15 protein-coding genes are annotated in these 17,620 nt (G+C 59.5%); 5 read left to right on the top strand and 10 right to left on the bottom strand.

Going from position 1 to position 17,620, the window contains the following annotated elements:
* The first annotated feature begins 18 nt into the window (after window positions 1-18).
* From V6L81_RS08675 to V6L81_RS08665, 3 genes are all read left to right on the top strand, one after another.
* Entirely contained in the window at window positions 19-1,629 is a 1,611-nt protein-coding gene (locus tag V6L81_RS08675) for an NAD(P)/FAD-dependent oxidoreductase (protein ID WP_095002984.1), read from the top strand.
* Window positions 1,630-1,987: 358 nt separating this feature from the next.
* Complete coding sequence (gene nhaA, locus V6L81_RS08670; RefSeq protein WP_095002983.1) at window positions 1,988-3,166, top strand: Na+/H+ antiporter NhaA; 1,179 nt, start codon at window positions 1,988-1,990, stop codon at window positions 3,164-3,166.
* 74 nt (window positions 3,167-3,240) lie between these two features.
* Window positions 3,241-3,840 carry a hypothetical protein gene (locus V6L81_RS08665; RefSeq protein ID WP_095002982.1) on the top strand — a complete coding sequence of 200 codons (600 nt, stop codon included), beginning with the start codon at window positions 3,241-3,243 and terminating at the stop codon, window positions 3,838-3,840.
* A 73-nt stretch (window positions 3,841-3,913) separates the two neighbouring features.
* Here the strand turns inward: V6L81_RS08665 and V6L81_RS08660 are convergent, their stop codons facing one another.
* From V6L81_RS08660 to dinG, 7 genes are all read right to left on the bottom strand, one after another.
* Window positions 3,914-4,378 (bottom strand): glycine zipper 2TM domain-containing protein, encoded by a 465-nt coding sequence (locus V6L81_RS08660; protein WP_095002981.1) that lies wholly within the window; start codon window positions 4,376-4,378, stop codon window positions 3,914-3,916.
* Window positions 4,379-4,568: 190 nt separating this feature from the next.
* Window positions 4,569-5,216: a pyridoxamine 5'-phosphate oxidase gene (gene pdxH, locus V6L81_RS08655; RefSeq protein WP_095002980.1), complete on the bottom strand. Its 648-nt coding sequence runs from the start codon at window positions 5,214-5,216 to the stop codon at window positions 4,569-4,571.
* A 23-nt stretch (window positions 5,217-5,239) separates the two neighbouring features.
* The gene (locus tag V6L81_RS08650; RefSeq protein ID WP_095002979.1) at window positions 5,240-6,358 is read right to left on the bottom strand and encodes an OmpA family protein; all 1,119 of its coding nucleotides are present in this window, start codon (window positions 6,356-6,358) and stop codon (window positions 5,240-5,242) included.
* Between the two features lie 110 nt (window positions 6,359-6,468).
* Window positions 6,469-7,614, bottom strand: coding sequence for a serine hydrolase domain-containing protein (locus V6L81_RS08645; RefSeq protein WP_338660683.1), 1,146 nt, complete (start codon window positions 7,612-7,614; stop codon window positions 6,469-6,471).
* Window positions 7,615-7,955: 341 nt separating this feature from the next.
* Window positions 7,956-9,101, bottom strand: coding sequence for a serine hydrolase domain-containing protein (locus tag V6L81_RS08640; RefSeq protein WP_095027022.1), 1,146 nt, complete (start codon window positions 9,099-9,101; stop codon window positions 7,956-7,958).
* A 113-nt stretch (window positions 9,102-9,214) separates the two neighbouring features.
* Window positions 9,215-11,566, bottom strand: coding sequence for a beta-galactosidase (locus V6L81_RS08635; protein ID WP_095025903.1), 2,352 nt, complete (start codon window positions 11,564-11,566; stop codon window positions 9,215-9,217).
* 95 nt (window positions 11,567-11,661) lie between these two features.
* The gene (dinG, locus tag V6L81_RS08630; RefSeq protein WP_338660619.1) at window positions 11,662-13,806 is read right to left on the bottom strand and encodes an ATP-dependent DNA helicase DinG; all 2,145 of its coding nucleotides are present in this window, start codon (window positions 13,804-13,806) and stop codon (window positions 11,662-11,664) included.
* Window positions 13,807-13,904: 98 nt separating this feature from the next.
* On the opposite strand from dinG, the gene V6L81_RS08625 reads away from it, so the two are divergent.
* Complete coding sequence (locus tag V6L81_RS08625; protein WP_095019454.1) at window positions 13,905-14,369, top strand: CopD family protein; 465 nt, start codon at window positions 13,905-13,907, stop codon at window positions 14,367-14,369.
* A 744-nt stretch (window positions 14,370-15,113) separates the two neighbouring features.
* On the opposite strand, the gene V6L81_RS08620 is transcribed toward V6L81_RS08625, so the two are convergent.
* From V6L81_RS08620 to V6L81_RS08610, 3 genes are all read right to left on the bottom strand, one after another.
* Window positions 15,114-15,872, bottom strand: a complete 759-nt coding sequence (locus V6L81_RS08620) for a hypothetical protein (protein WP_095032388.1) — start codon at window positions 15,870-15,872, stop codon at window positions 15,114-15,116.
* Complete coding sequence (locus V6L81_RS08615) at window positions 15,865-16,143, bottom strand: DUF1145 domain-containing protein (protein WP_095002972.1); 279 nt, start codon at window positions 16,141-16,143, stop codon at window positions 15,865-15,867. The genes V6L81_RS08620 and V6L81_RS08615 overlap by 8 nt, the downstream gene beginning before the upstream one ends.
* 126 nt (window positions 16,144-16,269) lie before the next feature.
* Complete coding sequence (locus V6L81_RS08610) at window positions 16,270-16,962, bottom strand: OmpA family protein (protein WP_095002971.1); 693 nt, start codon at window positions 16,960-16,962, stop codon at window positions 16,270-16,272.
* 157 nt (window positions 16,963-17,119) lie between these two features.
* Between V6L81_RS08610 and V6L81_RS08605 the strand changes: the two genes are divergently transcribed.
* A complete protein-coding gene (locus tag V6L81_RS08605; protein ID WP_095019457.1) occupies window positions 17,120-17,617 on the top strand; it encodes a DUF6231 family protein in 498 nt (165 codons plus the stop codon).
* Window positions 17,618-17,620: the final 3 nt, after the last annotated feature.

The raw sequence follows: 17,620 nt of genomic DNA, 5'->3' as shown, positions 1-17,620 counted from the left end.
CGATACTGGACACTGTCAATGTTACGAATCACCGAACTCAAGCTGCCGATCGACCATCCCGATGAAGACCTGCGCCCTGCCATCCTGCAGCGCCTGGGCATCGAAAGTGATGACCTGGTCGATTTCACCTTGTTCAAGCGCAGCTACGATGCGCGTAAAAAATCGTCCGAACTGTGCTTCATCTACACCATCGATGTGAGTGTGCGCGATGAAGCGCCGCTGCTGCTCAAGTTCGCCGACGATCGTAACGTCAATCCAGCGCCGGACGTCAGTTACAAGGTCGTCGGCCAGGCACCCCAGGACTTGACCGAGCGTCCGATTGTGGTCGGCTTCGGCCCCTGCGGTATTTTCGCCGGGCTGCTGCTGGCACAAATGGGTTTCAAGCCGATCATTCTTGAACGTGGTACCGAAGTGCGCCAGCGCACCAAGGACACCTGGGGCCTGTGGCGTAAAAACGTACTCAACCCCGAGTCCAATGTGCAGTTTGGCGAAGGCGGTGCCGGTACGTTCTCGGACGGCAAGCTCTACAGCCAGATCAAGGACCCGAAACACCACGGCCGCAAGGTGCTGCACGAGTTCGTCAAGGCCGGCGCGCCGGACGAGATCCTCTATGTCAGCAAGCCGCATATCGGTACGTTCCGCCTGACCGGTGTGGTCGAAAATATGCGCCAGCAGATCATCGCGCTGGGCGGCGAAGTGCGTTTTCAACAACGCGTGACTGATGTGCTGATCGACAACGGTCAACTGACCGGTGTGATCCTGGCAGATGGCGAGCAACTGAATGCTCGCCACGTGATCATGGCGCTGGGCCATAGCGCCCGGGACACCTTCCGCATGCTCCATGATCGTGGCGTGTATATGGAAGCCAAGCCGTTCTCGGTAGGTTTCCGTATCGAGCACCCGCAGTCGCTGATCGACAGTGCGCGCCTGGGCAAGTATGCCGGCCACCCGAAGCTGGGCGCTGCCGATTACAAACTGGTGCACCACGCCAAAAACGGTCGCTCGGTGTACAGCTTCTGCATGTGCCCGGGTGGCACCGTGGTTGCGGCAACCAGCGAACCGGGCCGTGTTGTGACCAACGGCATGAGCCAGTATTCGCGTAACGAACGCAATGCCAACTCGGGCATCGTGGTCGGCATTACGCCTGAAGACTACCCGGGTGGTCCGTTGGCCGGCATCGAGCTGCAAGAACGCCTCGAATCCCACGCCTATGTGCTGGGCGGCAGCAACTATGAAGCCCCGGCGCAACTGGTGGGCGACTTTATTGCGGGCAAACCGTCCACGGCCCTGGGCAGCGTCGAGCCATCCTATAAGCCGGGTGTGTCTTTGGGTGACTTGGCCCTGGCCCTGCCGGACTTCGCCATTGAAGCCATCCGTGAAGCACTGCCGGCGTTCGAGAAGCAGATCAAGGGCTTCTCGATGCATGATGCCATTCTCACCGGCATCGAAACCCGTACCTCGTCGCCGCTGCGCATGACCCGTGATGCGTCGATGCAGAGCCTTAACGTCAAGGGCTTGTTCCCGGCAGGCGAAGGCGCTGGCTACGCTGGCGGGATTCTGTCGGCAGGTGTCGACGGTATCCGTATTGCCGAAGCTGTAGCGCGCGACATTCTGGGTATCGAAGCCTAGGTTTTGACTCGGTAGGGGCTGCAGCCCTGACATGTAGGAGCGGGCTTGCTCGCGATGCATTCACCACGGTTTGCCAGGCAGACCGTAGCGCCTGTATCGCGAGCAAGCCCGCTCCCACACAGCCACCGCCTTCTCCTTCTTCAGGCGGGATCCTTGCTGAAAAACCAGCAAAGCTGGTCTATTTCCTACAGCCTTCACAGGCACAAATCAGACTCAATTTGACACACAACTGCTAGGCTCTTGAGCGGTGTGTGAGCACGCCGTTGCTTATAACAAAAAAGAATATAGTTTTTGTTTTAACCACTAACCCCACAGGTTAGGGTGTCGCACCTTATTACCTAATTGATGGAGAGCGACCTTGCCTCTGCGTAGCACTTTCACTCGGTTCTTTCAGTTGGAAGCTGCCAGCGGTCTGCTGTTGATTGCCGCGGCCGCTCTGGCTCTGATCGTCAATAACTCACCGCTTTCCCATTACTACACGGCCTTCCTGGACGTGCCGGTAGCGGTGCAAATCGGCGCCCTGCAAATTGCCAAACCGTCGCTGCTGTGGATCAACGATGGCCTGATGGCCTTGTTTTTTCTGCTGATCGGCCTTGAGGTCAAACGCGAACTGCTTGAAGGCCAGCTGTCCAAACCCTCACAGGTGGTGCTGCCCGGCGCGGCGGCAATCGGCGGCATGGTGGTACCGGCGCTGATCTACTGGTTCATCAACAAGGATTACCCGGACGCTCTCGGCGGCTGGGCCATCCCCATGGCCACCGACATCGCCTTCGCCCTCGGCGTGCTGGCCCTGCTCGGCAAGCGTGTACCGGTGTCGCTGAAGCTGTTCCTGATGACCCTGGCGATCATCGATGACCTGGGGGCAATCATCGTGATTGCGGTGTTCTACTCCAGCGAGTTGTCGGGTGTGTCCCTGCTGCTGGCGGCGGCATGCCTGATCGCGCTGATTGCCATGAACCGCATGGGAGTGATCAAGGTCGCACCTTATATGATCGTCGGCCTGATCCTCTGGGTGTGCGTACTCAAAAGCGGTGTGCATGCCACATTGGCAGGTGTAACGCTGGCGTTCTGCATTCCGCTGCGCACCAAAAACTCAGAAACTTCACCGCTGATGAGCATCGAGCATGCCCTGCATCCCTGGGTGGCTTACGCGATTCTGCCGTTGTTTGCCTTCGCCAATGCGGGTGTATCACTGGCGGGTGTCAGCCTGCACAGTTTTGTCAGCCATGTGCCTATGGGCATTGCCGCAGGCTTGCTGATTGGCAAAACCCTTGGCGTGTTCGGCCTGACCTGGATCGCCATCAAGACCGGCATGGCCGCGCTGCCGGCAGGCGCCAACTGGGGCCAGGTGTTTGGCGTGGCCATCCTGTGCGGCATCGGCTTCACCATGAGTCTGTTTGTGGGCTCACTGGCGTTCGTTGCAGGCAGCGATTATGTAGGCATGGACCGTATGGGCATCCTTACCGGCTCGATCCTCGCAGCACTGATCGGCTATGGTGTTACGCTGTTCTTTAGCCGTAAACAGCCGGTGGCGTAACCCTGATGTTGCTCACTCAGGCGGGCTCTCACAGAGACACAGCCCGCCTGAGTGAACAACCAAAAGAGAGAAACGTGGTCGATAAAATGCAGATTGTGCAATACGCCGGCATCACCGTGATGTTCCCGGCAGCGCTGGTGATTGCTGCCTGGTTATGGCTGGGCGCATCCAGAAAAATCGCTTTGCTGTGGTTGGGCGTGCTGGTAACTGCCTACCTGGTGGTGGGCGTCAGCAAGATCCTGTTCAAGGGCTGGGGCGTTGGCCTGCATGACCTGGGCATTGCCGTATTCAGCGGCCACGCCATGAATGCTTGCCTGGTCTTCACCGTGTTGCTCAACCTGCTGTGCCAACAGCTTGATCAGCGCTTGCGCTGGCCTGCACTCGGGGTCGGGTTGCTGGCGACCTGGTGGTTCGCCATCAATTACGTCGCCCTCACCATCCACCCTTTGCCGGAAGCCATCGCCGGAGCGCTGATAGGCTCGGTCGCCGCCTGCGTATTTGTGTTCAGCCTCAGGCAGTACAACGTCAGTCACGTCCCTCGACCTGCCCTGACACTGGGGCTGGCGGTGGTGATGGCCTTCAGCTGTATGCCCAAGTACACGGCAGAACGCTTGCTGGACCATATCGCCATAACGCTGTCTGGGGCCGAGCAGGCATTCAAGCACTCGTCCTGAGCTGCTTTACAGCCATAAAAAACCCCGGCCAGTTAGCACTGGCCGGGGTTTTGTTTTTACGCTGTCGCCTGTTTTACTGGGTAACGCGGCTGGTACCGTCAACGGTCATGATGCGCACGCGCTCACCGGTACGGAATACCTGGTTAGGCTCAACCTGCTGAACATAAGCACGGGTGCTGCCGTCGTCTTCACGCACGGTGATTTCCACACCCTGGGTCTTGGTCAGGCCCGACTCGGCTGCCGAGCCCAGCAAACCACCGGCCACGGCGCCGATCACTGCGGTGACGATGCTGCCACGACCGCCACCGATGGCGCTGCCGCCTACACCACCCACGATAGCGCCAGTCGCAGCGCCGATCGGGGTCTTGGTGCCTTCAATTTGCACAGGACGCAGGGCAACGATGGTGCCCATACGAACGGTCTGTACACGTCGGGCTTCGTCGCGCGAGTAGGTGTCGCCGGTCAAGCTCGATGTGCAGCCGCCCAACAAAACAGTCATGGTAGAGAATGCTGCAACCAACAGAACGGACTTACGCATGGGATCAACTCCAAAATAACAGGGATTCATTAAACTCCGCAGCCGGTAACCTGTCACGGCACAGGGCGGATAAAAGGGCTTTATTCAGCGTCTGTACAGTAACAATAGCGCTGTTTGCCCACACAAGACTTCGCAAAGAGTAGCGCGAAATAGCCGGTTTGCATTGCGCGCCTTGCTGTAGAGGGTGCCTTCAGGGTGCCAGGCGCTCACGCACCCAGTCTGCCCCCTCACGCCGATAGTTGAGGCGATCGTGCAGGCGACTCGGGCGCCCCTGCCAGAACTCGATGCGCTCGGGCAGCAAGCGATAACCGCCCCAGTGCTCGGGGCAATGGGGCTGGCTGTCACTGAAGCGCGCCTCGGTGGCTTTGAGCAGCTCGACCAGTTCATCGCGATCAGCAATCACCTGGCTTTGCGGCGAGGCCCAGGCCCCGATCCGGCTGCCCAGGGGGCGAACCTGATAGTAGGCATCGGATTCTTGCGCAGTGACCTTGACCACCTGACCCTCGATGCGTACCTGACGCTCGAGGGTTGGCCAGAAAAAGGTCATGGCCGCGAACGGGCGCTCGGCCAACTGCTGGCCCTTGGCACTGGTGTAGTTGGTGAAAAAGGTAAAACCCTGTTCATCCAGCCCCTTGAGCAACAACACCCGACAATGCGGCCGCCCGCGGGCGTCCACCGTGGCCAGGGTCATGGCATTGGCCTCGACCGGTGGCTGCTCGGTTTTCACCGCATCGCCGAACCACTGATGAAACAGCGCGAAAGGCTCGGCCGGGGCCTGAGCCTCGGCCAGCCCGTCACGGGTGTAGTCACGTCGCATATCCGCCAGTGCTTGAGTCATGCCCCCATCCTTCCTTGAATCAGTCAGTTCTTGGCCTGATCGTTGGCGGCAACTTTCTTGTCCGCAACAGCTTTGGCTTTAGCGACAACCGGCTTTTTGGCTGGCGCTGGCTTGGCCGCTTTTTTGGCCGGTGCAGCCTTTTTGGCTACGACGCCTTTCTTGGCCGGTGCTGCATTCTTTTTGGCCACAGAAGGAGCAACAGCTGGCTGCACCGCAACCAGCTCGGCCGGGGTGAGGACTGGCTGGCTGTATTTGCTGACCAGGGCAACCATGGTGGCTTGCGGGGTCATCAGGATTTCAACCCGACGGTTCAGGGCGCGTCCTTCGTTGCTGTCGTTGGCTGCGCGAGGCATCACCGAACCCATGCCACGCAAGGTCAGGCGGTTACCTTGCAAACCGCTCATACGGAAGATCGCTGCCACCGATTTGGCACGGTCCAGGCTCAGACGGGTATTGGCCGCCATTGCGCCCGAAGAATCGGCATGCCCCAGCACCAGCACGGCGGTTTTTGGGTCGCCTTCAACCACTTTGGCCACTCGGGTAAACGGGCCAAGCATGGACGGCATCAGCAAGTCCGGGCGGGTGGCCTTGAACGAACTGTCAGCTGAAGCCACGATAATCAGCAGATTCTCGCGACGCTCCAGTTGCAGGTTGGTGTCCTTGATTGCAGTACGCAGACGAGGCTCATATTCGTCCAGCCAGGCCTGGGTAATTTTCGGATCCGGCATCGGGATCACGCCAACCGGCGAAGTTTTGGCGTCTTTGGCATCGCTATCAAACGGCCACCACCAGTTTTTCGAAGAGGCTGCTGCAGAGGCAGGCGCGGCGGTGACGGCTACTTTTTTGTCCTTTTCAACCGGGGTGTCTTTTTTCGCCGAGTCAGAGCCAAAAGGCCACCAGCTGGAACCGCTGTCTTTGGCTGCGACCGCTGGGGCGGTGGCAGTTTTGGTTACCGGTGGCGTTGTTTTGCTGTCTGCTGGCTTGGCCGCAACAGTTGCAGTTTTATCCGCAGGAGTCGACGCCTGGTCGGACGAGCCCAACTGCCACCATTTGTGGCCACCTTCGGCGTCATTCTGTGGAGTTTGTGCGCAACCGGTAATAGCCAGGCAAAGAGCCAGAGCGAGGGTCTTATTAGATGACATTGAATATCCACACAATGAATTAAGAATTAAAGAGGCACTAAGCCCACTATAAAAAACGTATTGAAAACAGAAAAGCTACCGAGTTCCGACCTGTGGCCTACAAATCCTGCTTACAGGCACTCAGCCAGTACTCTAACCAGTTTTTGCGCCCTGGGATCCATCAATATATTGGGCCCAAGGGTATTGGTCACAAATCCAAAGGCCACCTCACGATCCGGGTCGGCAAAGCCGGTCGACCCCCCAGCCCCAGGATGACCGAAAGCTTTTGGCCCAAGGCCAAACGTCGCGTTGGGCACGGTTGGCTGATCCAGCATGCACCCCAGCCCAAATCGGGTTTGCGTGCGCAAGGTTTTATCCTCGCCGACGCTGTGCTCGCGGGTCAGTTGCTCCAGCATTTCGGCTTCAAGCAGGCTGCCGTCCAGCAAACCGCTATAAAAACCGGCCAGGCTACGGGCATTACCATGCCCATTGGCCGCTGGCTGCTCCATTCGGCGCCATTCGGGTTTGTTGGTACTTGTCATAATAGACGGTGGATTGGTGAATGACCGCGTACTCATGGATGAAGGCTCATTCATCATGGCCTTCAACAGGCGCTGCGCAGCCGCATCCCCCATATTGCCCTTGCTGCGGGCAACATGAGCCACCCGGTAAAACTCTTCGTCACCCAGCCCGACATGGAAGTCCAGCCCCAGCGGCCTGGCCGTCCGCGCCATGATTGACTGGCCCGCACTGCGGCCATCGGCGCGGCGAATCAGCTCGCCCACCAGCCAGCCATAGGTGATCGCGGCATAGCCGTGCCCTTCGCCCGGCGTCCACCAGGGGGTTTCGGCGGTCAGTGCATCGACCATGGTTTGCCATTCATACAGCGCCTCGGCCGGCATCAATTCGCGCAAGGCCGGCAAACCCGCGCGATGGCTCAGGAGCTGACGCAACGTGATGGACTCTTTGCCGGCAGCAGCGAACTCGGGCCAATAGCGGGCCACTGGCACATCCAGCTCCAGCTTGCCCTCTTCGACCAGTTGCAACGCCGTGACAGCGGTAAAAGGTTTAGTGCACGAAAACAGATTGGCAATGGTGTCTGTGTGCCACGGCTGCTCGCCGTCCTTGTCAGCGGTACCGGCCCACAGGTCGAGAACGGTTTCGCCACCGATCTGGATGCACAACGCCGCGCCGCGCTCTTGCGGATCATTGAAAAGATCGGCAAACGCCTCGCGTACTGCTTCGAAGTTAAGGTCGTGAAAACCCTGAATCTGCACCCGGACCTCCTGGATCAAGCATGGCTCTACAAGGCGTGCATTGTTCCAGCACCAGTAAGATTTTGAAACAGAGCAAAGCGCTCTGAGCACACAATTTTTGTGCGCTGTTGAGTCGGCGGGCAAAGTATCAGCAAGGGCGTGTTTTTTTTGTGAAAAAAGGCAAAACACCCATGGCAAAAATCTCGTAGCAGCTGACTCGCGGAGCGAGGCTGCGTCCGGCGGCGCAGCCGTCGTAAAACCTGACTTGCGGGTATAACTGACATACCGCAGGGTCTGATTTCGCGACGGCTTTGCCGCCGAACGCAGCCTCGTTCCTTCGGCAGCTGCTACTTAGGGTGTGTCTACAGCGCGGCGTAGACCAAAGGCGCAAGCTTCTGCACCCGCGGGTCCATCAGCACATGGCTGCCCATGGTGGTGGTGACAAAGCCGAAGCTCACCTCCCGCTCAGGGTCGGCAAAGGAGATTGGCCCGCCCAGCCCCACATGCCCGAATGCCTTTGGCCCCATCCGATGGGAGGCTCCCGGGTCCGCCGGCTGCTCCATCATGCAACCCAGGCCATAACGCATGGGCCGCAGCAGCGTGCGGTCCATATCGTTACTGTGCTCGCGGGTGAACTCTGCGAGCAGCTCAGGCCCCACCAGGCGCCCGCCCAGCAGCGCACTGTAAAACCCGGCCAGGCCATGGGCGGTACCGTGGGCATTTACGCCGGGATGGCGATAGGCCCACCAGCGCGGGTCAGCCGTTTGCCGTGATCCCATGGCGGGATTGGTAAATGCAAGGGTCGCGACATGCTCAGGCTCACTGACCATCACGGCACGCAAGTCCTGGGCGTAGTTATCACCCGTTCGCCCTTCAGCGCGCTCGAAAAAGGCAATGCGGTGAAAGTGCTCGGCATCAACGCCCATATGAACTTCAAGGTCGTTGGGCTCGCAGATTCGCTCGTGGATAAAGGTACAGGGGTCGCGACCATCGGCCCGTCGAACCAGCTCGCCAAGGATCCAGCCATAGGTGGTGGCGCCATAACCGACACTGGTTCCCGGTTCCCACCACAAGGGTTCTGCCGCGACGACTTCGGCCATTGCATCCCAGTCGTACATAATGGGCGTGCGGCTGGGCAAACGCAGCGCCGGGATACCTGAGGTATGGCACAACACCTGGCGCAAGGTGATGCGCTCCTTGCCGCCCTGGGAAAACTCCGGCCAATAGTGGGCAACCGTCTGATCCAGCTCGAGCTTGCCCTCTTCCACCAGCATCAGTGCCGCGATGGCGGTGAAGGGTTTGATACAACAATAGGTGTTGACCAATGTGTCGTGGTTCCAGGGCTGGTCGCCCTCCAGATCCGCCACACCCGCCCATAAGTCGACAACGGTTTCGCCGCCCACCTGCACACAAACACCGGCTCCTCGCTCCTGAGGATCATCGAAGATCGCCTCAAAGGCTTCCTGAACGGCTTCGAACCCACTTGCACACTTCCCTTTCGCTTCCATTTCGAAGTCTCCATTCAGTTGGAATGCAAGACCTTAGTTTTAAAGTGGGAATTGAAAAGGAAGAAACCCCTACTGGGCGACGAAATACATCGCCGCCCATCGGGCAGGGAAAATCAGTGCCCCTTGCCCGAGTGCCCACCTGCATGCCCCGCGCCAGAGCGCCCGCCGCTACCATCATCGGTTGCATGCACAGGCGCCTTGACGGCTTTTTCGGCTTCGGCCTGGGCCTTGGCGGCCTCCTGGCCCAACTGGCCAAGGGCCTGCAGATTGGCCTTGCGCACGCTGTCGACAAAACCGGTAAACGGCAAATCGGTGATACCGATCATGCCAAAGTGGCCGTTTTCGCCGTCGAGCAACCGGCCTGTGACCGGCTGGTCCAGGTACTGGAACCAGTGCACGCCAACAATCGACGGTTCTGCCACCGCCTGTTTGAGGAACTTGCTGTAAGCCGGGCCACGGGCTTCTTCGTTGGCCACTTCAGTGACGCCGCCCCAGAACGGGCCACGGTCACGGGAGCCGAAGTTGAACTCGGTGATCATTACCGGCTTGTCCAGTTCGCGCAGTTTGCCGAAGTCATAGCCGTCTTGCGGTTGCAGGGTGTAGAAGTTGAAGCTCAGTACATCGCAGTATTTGGCACAGGACGCCACGGCCTCTGGCGTACTGACGGCAAACCGTCCGCCAAGCAGCAAGTGGTTTGGAGCATGCCATTTGAGCGAGTCGGAAATGGTCTTGAAGTAGGTATCAGCAAAGACTTTCTGGAAATACTGATAATCCGCCTCGATTTGCGGGTGCTCGGTGTTGGGCAAAGGCCCTTCAAAACCGGGATCTTCCATCAGCTCCCAGGCCGGAATTTCAATACCCCAGGCCTTGGAAAGACCCTGCTGGTTGCGGTATTTGTCACGCAGCTGCTTGAGAAAGGCCCGCTTGGCGGGTACATCCGTGGTCATGCGCAAAGTGCCCAGGGCCAATGCATAACGGGATTTCGGGTCATTACCCGGACCAGCCCAGGCCAGTTCGTTGTCGGCAAAGTAACCGATCAACCAGGGATCATCGCGATGATCGCGAGCGGCAATGGCCACGGCGCGCTCGGTGGCCATGGCAAAGCGCGGGTCAAACGGGTCGGGCATGCCGCCCCACCAGTCGGTGCCGGTACTGATGCTGGTGTAGTCCCCCACAATCGACAGCGGCAGGGTGTAGGGCACGCGATCGTTGAGGCCCAGTTCGGGGTCGCTCCAGTTGCCGATGGTGTTGAAACCCCAGGCTTGCAGGCGATCCAGGGTGCGGGCCTGCCAACGCTTGGCATCAAAGGCTGGAGGTGCACAAGGGCTCACCGGTGCGCTATCCGGTTCAGTTTTAGCCGTTACGCAGGGTTCACCGTAGATGCGCTGCAGGTTGGCGGCATAAAAGTTGTACCAGCGCCCGGCGTCAAAGCCCCTGCCCTGGGTCGAGGCGTTGCCGCTGTTGTTGTTCGCCTTGCCGTAAAAACTGGCCAGAGGAGTGCCATCATGGGGCAAATCGGTAAACATCCACTCACGGCCGGCAACATAGGTCTGGCTGTCGTTGGCCGTTACGGCATTTAGGCCCAGCGAGTAAAACGGGTGACCTTCAGGGGTGATCAGGTTCCAGCGGCCATTGCGCTTTTCTGTGCGGAAAAACCCGGTCGCCTCAAACCCCGCGCCCTTCAGCCAGCCGCCGTACTTGTCCTGATCGGCACGCCCGGCCAGCCAGCCTTTGAGTTGCTGCTGTTCTTTTGCGGCGGCGGCCTTGAGCTGTTCGTCATTGGCAACACGCTCCGGCCATTTGGCGCGGGTCGACTGGCCGTAGCCGTCGACGATCGCGCCGTACACGGCCTTGATTACGCCTGTGCCGTCCTGCACGCCGAAGCGCTCCAGCAGAATGCTCTGCGCGACGTTCGGTTGCGCAATCGACAGACTTACCGACACCACCTGGCTCAGATCGATTTCACCCTGGCTACTGGCCAGCAGAATGCGCTGGCCATCCAGCGTCATCGGCATCGGTGGGCCGGCGCGCATGCCCTGGCTGTGGGGAGAATTGGCTTTTAGCGGCAACAACAGGGTTTGCGCCGGGCCGGCAGGCAGGTCGACACGGCTGGTCAGGGTTTTGCCGTTGCTGCTTTGCACGGTCACGTCCAGCGTAAGTGCCCAGTTCATGGCGTTCTGGATGCGCAGGGTCATCATCCCCGACTGCGACCAGTCCCATACCCCGGTTTGCGGAGTCAAACGCAGGCTGGGCGCGACGGCCGGGTTGAAGGTGACGCGGCGCAGCACTTCGCCTTCGGCTGTTTGCTCCGCATTGTATTGCGGCAAGATCGCATCCGTAGTCGCCACTTGCACCACATCGGCAGGGCGAACGAAATTGAACAGGGTTTGTTGGCCAGCAGGCGCCGCCAACAGCGGAGTCGTGACCAGCAACGCAAAAACAGCAGACAGCGAACGGCGAATCATATGGATCTGGTTCTCCCAAACGGCCGAAAATCGGCCTGTGAGGTGTTGAAAGTCAAAGCATAGACAGCAAAGTCGACGATAACGCCGACCCGCGCTTAAGAAATTTCGCGCCTGAACGGCGGCAGTGCATTCAGAATCGCCTTGCCATAGCGCTGGGTGACCAGGCGCCGGTCCAGCAAGGTGATGGTGCCGCGATCCTGTTCGGTACGCAGCAAACGCCCGCAAGCCTGAACCAGCTTGAGCGAGGCATCAGGCACGGATATCTCCATGAAGGGGTTGCCACCCCGGGCCTCGATCCACTCGGCCAGGGCCGCTTCGACCGGATCATCGGGAACCGAAAACGGTATTTTGGCGATCACCACGTGCTCGCAGTAGGCACCAGGCAAATCCACGCCTTCGGCAAAACTGGCCAGGCCAAACAACACACTGGAGTCCCCGCCATCGACCCGCGCCTTGTGCTTGTTGAGGGTTTCCTGTTTGGACAGGTTACCCTGGATAAACACTTGCTTGCGCCAGTCGCGCTCCAGGCCGTCGAATACGTCCTGCATCTGCTTGCGTGATGAAAACAGCACCAGCGTGCCCCGCGAGCCTTCGACCAGCGCGGGCAAGTCACGAATGATCGCCGCCGTATGAGCCGTAGCGTCACGGGGGTCGGCTTTGAGGTCAGGCACTCGCAACACACCGGCATCAGCATGATGGAAAGGGCTGGGCACCACCGCTGTCACGGCTGTTTTGGGCAGACCGGCACGCATGCGGAAACGGTCGAAGGTGCCCAGTGCTGTCAGGGTGGCGGAGGTCACGAGTACCCCATAGGCCACGTTCCACAGGTTGCGACGCAGCATCTCGGCGGCCAGGATGGGGCTGGCGTTGACCTCGATATCAAACAGCGAACCGCTTTCCGCCAGGGTCAGCCAGCGCGCCATGGGCGAGTTGTCTTCAGGGTCCTCGACGGTGAACGCGGTCCATAGCTCCCAGTTACCCTGAGCCCGGGACAGCAGGCTGCCAAACAGCGGGTACCATTCCTCGGCCTGGTTGCTGGTGATGCCGATATTGACCTCGCCATCCATGCCGTCCTTGAGAATCTCGGTCAGGCGGGTGAACAAGTCGGTCAGACGCGAGAATCCTTTTTTCAACTCGATGCCCATTTCACGCATGTGATCGGGAATCAGGCCGCCAATAAAGCGATGGCGCGGACGCTCGCGACCCTCGGGCTCTTCGCCGACTTTAAAGTCGGCGATCTGCTCGCAGGCAGTGAACATGAACTGTTGCTGGGCCTTGATTTCTTTGGCCAGCTCCGGCACTTGCTCCAGCAAACGCCCCAGGTCGCCGGGCAACGGGTGTTGGGCCAACAGTTTGGTAAGGTTCTTGGCGGTTTGCTCCAGCCAGTCGGCGGTGGAGCGCAAACGGGTGTAGTGGGCAAAATGGCCAATGGCCTTGTCCGGCAGGTGATGGCCTTCGTCAAACACATAGACCGTGTCACGGGGGTCAGGCAATACCGCGCCACCCCCCAACGCGAGGTCGGCGAGCACCATGTCGTGGTTGGTGACGATCACGTCCACCTTGCTCATGCCTTCCCGGGCCTTGTAGAAAGCGCACTGGCCGAAGTTGGGGCAATGACGGTTGGTGCACTGGCTGTGATCGGTGGTCAGGCGCGCCCAGTCCTGGTCTTCAAGGGCCTGGGGCCAGCTGTCGCGGTCGCCGTCCCACTTATTGCCGGCCAGCTTTTCGATCATGCTGGTGAACAGCTTCTGGCTGGCCTCATCGACTTCGATCTTGAAGCCTTCTTCCTCGAACAGCTGCGCCGTCGCGGTTTGCGCGTGGCCCTCTTGCAGCAGCATGTCGAGCTTGGACAGGCACATATAGCGGCCACGGCCCTTGGCCAGGGCAAAGCTGAAGTTCAGCCCGCTGTTGCGCATCAGGTCCGGGAGGTCCTTGTAGACGATCTGCTCCTGCAGGGCGACCGTTGCCGTGGCAACCACCAGGCGCTTGCCCGCGGCCTTGGCCACAGGAATGGCGGCCAGGCAGTAAGCCACGGTTTTGCCGGTACCGGTGCCCGCTTCTACGGCGACCACAGCCGGGTCGCCACTGCGGTGGTTTTCTTCGTCGGTGTCGATATCGCCCAGCACCTTGGCCACTTCAGCGATCATCAGACGCTGACCGTAACGCGGCTTGAGGCTCTTGGATTCGAGAAAACGCGAGTAAGCGCCCTGGATCTGAGTTTTGAGTTCGGTACTAATCATGGTTCTTCGGGCGCAAGAAACGCTGGATAAATTTTCAGTGGTTCGAATGACCGCTATCATACCCCGCTAATTCATCCCGCGCCGAACGGAGTACCCCAATGACCGCCTTTGCCCTCGCCTACAGCCTGCATGTACTGGCCGCCCTGATCTGGGTGGGCGGCATGTTTTTCGCCTGGATGATCCTGCGCCCGGCGGCTGTCACGGCCCTTGAAGGCCCGGTACGGTTAAAGCTGTGGGTAGAAGTGTTCCAACGTTTTTTTGTATGGGTGTGGATCGCAGTGGTGATTTTGCCGATAAGCGGTGTAGGTCTTCTGCAAATGCGCTTCAACGGTTTTGAAACGGCGCCGCGCTATGTGCAGATCATGATGGGCTTGTACATCGTGATGGTGGCGTTGTTTATCCGCATTCAATCGCTGCAGTTGCCTGAGTTGCGCAAGGCTGTCGAAGCCCAGGCTTGGGCTGACGGGGCAGCGGTAATGGGAAAAATTCGCCGGCTGGTGGGGTGCAATCTGATTGTGGGGCTGGTGTTGGTGGCAATTGCGGCGGCTCGGCCGACTTTTTAAAAGCCGGATGGGTGTAGCTGCCGAAGGAACGAGGCGGCGTCCGGCTGCGCAGCAGTCGTACAACCATTTAATTACGGGGTATCAGAGGGTTCGTGTTTGCAGTGTTTGCGACGACGACAGCAAGGCATTTGGCCTTTAATATCAGGCGTTTCGTACGACGTTTCGCTTTCGTTTCCGTGAAACTTCCTAGAAAATCCCGTTCGCTTGCGCCGCTTAAAATCGGGGAATAGTCTCGGCCCATCGCTGCAAAGCTGGCCAAGGGTTATGTCGACAAGTTGCTGGACACGCTGGTAACGCACTGAAGCAGCACGCGCCTGATTGGCGACAGGCACGTCGTTTATTTATACGTAGCTGTGCCGCAAATCAACTGATCCACCGGTTACATATCCGGCATTTGCGTCTAACTGAAATATTGGTTTCGCTCTTACAGCGAGTCACTTTGCAAAAGCGGCAAAGTAACCAAAGCGCTTGCGCCCCATCGTACGGCCTTCGCTGCGCTCAGGTTCACTCGCTCCGGTCCTGTTCCGTGGGCACGCCGCCACGGGCCATCCATGGCCCATCGCGGCTCTCCCGGCATCCATGCCGGTCGACCCACTCCACAGAACCTCCACTCGCCCTCCCGGGAGGGCAGGCAGATCAAAAGCACAGCGCCCTCGAGGCGGCCGACCGGCCGGCCTGTTTGGAGTGAATGTGTTGCGCAATCTGCGCTTAGCGCCTCAGCGGATATTGCGTGCCGTGCACAGGTTACAACCGCTGGATAGTCACAGCACCTGCCGTACCCGCTTCCCCCGGCTGCCCGGCCAGGCCCGGCTTGCCGGACTTGCCGCCATCGGTGCGATACACCACACAGCCCTTGGCTTTGCCGCCTGCGCCAGCCCGTCCGGCCTCGCCGGGCTTGCCGCCCGTACCGCCGTCAACCCGCACACGGACTTGTTCGGCCGGGTAGTCACGCGGCAGCTCAACCCGCACCTGCCCGCCGGCCGCACCCGGTTGCCCGTTACCTCCATTGTCGCCATTGGCTCCGGAGCCCGCCGCGCCCCAAGTACAGCCTGGCTCTTCGCCATTACCGCCATCAAGCCCGGCAAAACCCGGCGCTCCCGTACCGCCACGGGCATCAATGGACAGTTGCGGCGCTTGCAGTGACTCAATTCGCAGGCTCAGGTCCCGGGCTGGCCGCGCAGGCTTTTCAAAGGTACCGGTGGCGCCACGGGCATTGATCTGGCTGCCCTCGCCCAGTTCGGCACGCGCCACCCGCAGCGCGATGCCGTGCTCGGCAGGAACGATAGTGATGCGTGCTTCACGACCCAGCTGCAGTTGGTCGATATAGACCTGGGTGATCCCCGCTGGAATCAATAACGTCCCGTAGTCAGCAACATCGAGCTTTTCCAGGCGCAATACACTGACGTTAGCGGGCAGGCGCATCATCGAGTTGGCCTCGACCGAGACGACCTCGGCCTGAGCAAAAGGGCTGCACAAGGCAGCCAACAAACATAACTTACGCATGGCTGGCATCTCGTTCGCGGGAGGCAGGAAGGGTATGTGCGTGAAAAACTCCAAACACAAGAATCAACAGGCGATCACGCCAGGGATGGCGGCGGCCTTGCAGGCGACCTTTGAACAAGAGCACCTCAAGCACATGGGTCAGCACCAACAGGCTGCCAACAAGGTTGATCAGCACATCGAACGGGTAGACCAAGGGCTGGTACAGATTACTCAGCACCAAGGCCCAAACTATCAGTGTCAATGCTTTACCCAGCCCCCAAAGCACCCTCATACATCCGCCTTTAGCATGTTCTTTGTCGCACATTAACGGCTTGTACAAGCAGGACGCCATAGACCGTCATAAAAAGATTCGCCGCAACTTCGACTGGCCCGGGCAAAACCGCGGCGATACCAAGGGTTAACGAATGATCAGAATCTCGGTACGTCTGTTTTGGGCGCGGCCCTCAGGGGTCTGATTGCTGGCCACAGGGTTCGACTCACCGGCTCCCTCCACGGAAACAAACTGGCTGCGCGGTACACCGCTGTCGATCAAGTACTCAACCACCGACTGCGCCCGTGCCTTGGACAGTTTCAGGTTGTAGGCCTCATTGCCCACACTGTCGGTATACCCTGTGACCTTCAACTGGGCGTTGGCGGCGTCTTTTTTCAGGCGCGCGGCTATGATATTGAGCTTTTCCTTGTCCGCCGCAGTCAACCGGGCAGAGTTGAATTCGAAATTCACATCACGTACTACAATGGCCTCTTGCTTGACGACCACCACTTCTTCAACCACCACGACGGCCACAATCGGGCAGCCCGCAGCATCGACTTTCACGCCTTGGGGCGTATCAGGGCACTTGTCGCGACTGTCCGGAACACCGTCGCCATCCGCATCGCCGTCACCGTGTACCCAACAGTAAGCCGCGGCCATGCCCGCACCGAATACGGCACCACCCCCCGCCCAGGCCGAGCTTTTTATTGCACCCAAGGCCGCCCCGCCCACACCGCCGACTGCAGCACAGGTGGGCCAGTCAGTTTTTTGCAACCCGGCACAGCCCGTTAATACGCCGGTGAGAACAACCAGAGGTACTGCTGTTCTTATGATGCTCATAAAAGGGTCTCTCCTGAGGGTCGGCGTTTGGCCGATGCAAGGCAAAGTAAAGACTGCGCTCAGGGTATGCGCCAGCAAAGTGACAGTAGCGGCAACAGCCCACTAGGCCGCGCGGCTTGCGCAGGCTAGTCTTGGACGCTCTAAGTGAGGACCTTCGATGACGCCCGGTATTTCTACACGTACACCCCAGCAAGCGCTGGCGGCCTTGCTGGATCGTTATGCGCCACAACGCCTGCTCGTGGTCGGGGCCAGCAGTTTCCCGGCACTGGCCGCCTTCGAGGCTGCGCACCCCGGCGCGCAGGTGGCCCGAGCAGCGCCTGGCCCGTTGCCCGAAGACCTGGCAGCGCAGCGCTTTGACCTGGCACTGGTGATCGACTGCCTGGAGCACCTGCCCAAAAACAGCGGGCTGCAATTGCTGGGCGGCATTCGCAACCTCAATGCCAGTCGCATTGCCGTGCTGGCGGATCTCACAGCCTGCAATTGGAAAGAAACCGACTTTTACGCCCTTGCTTTACAAAGCAATGAGAGGTTTCAGCGTGACGAGCAAGTCTTGACGCTCTTTACTTACGACTTGCGCGAATACAAACAAGTACCCGACTGGCTAAACGCCAGGTTTTGGGCAAACCCGGAAAACTTTGGCAAGTATTGGTGGTAACCC

This window comes from Pseudomonas bubulae, assembly GCF_037023725.1.
In the GTDB taxonomy this organism is placed as follows: Bacteria; Pseudomonadota; Gammaproteobacteria; order Pseudomonadales; family Pseudomonadaceae; genus Aquipseudomonas; species Aquipseudomonas bubulae.
Note: the sequence above shows the minus strand (reverse complement) of the source record. Positions and strands in the feature narration are given on the sequence as shown.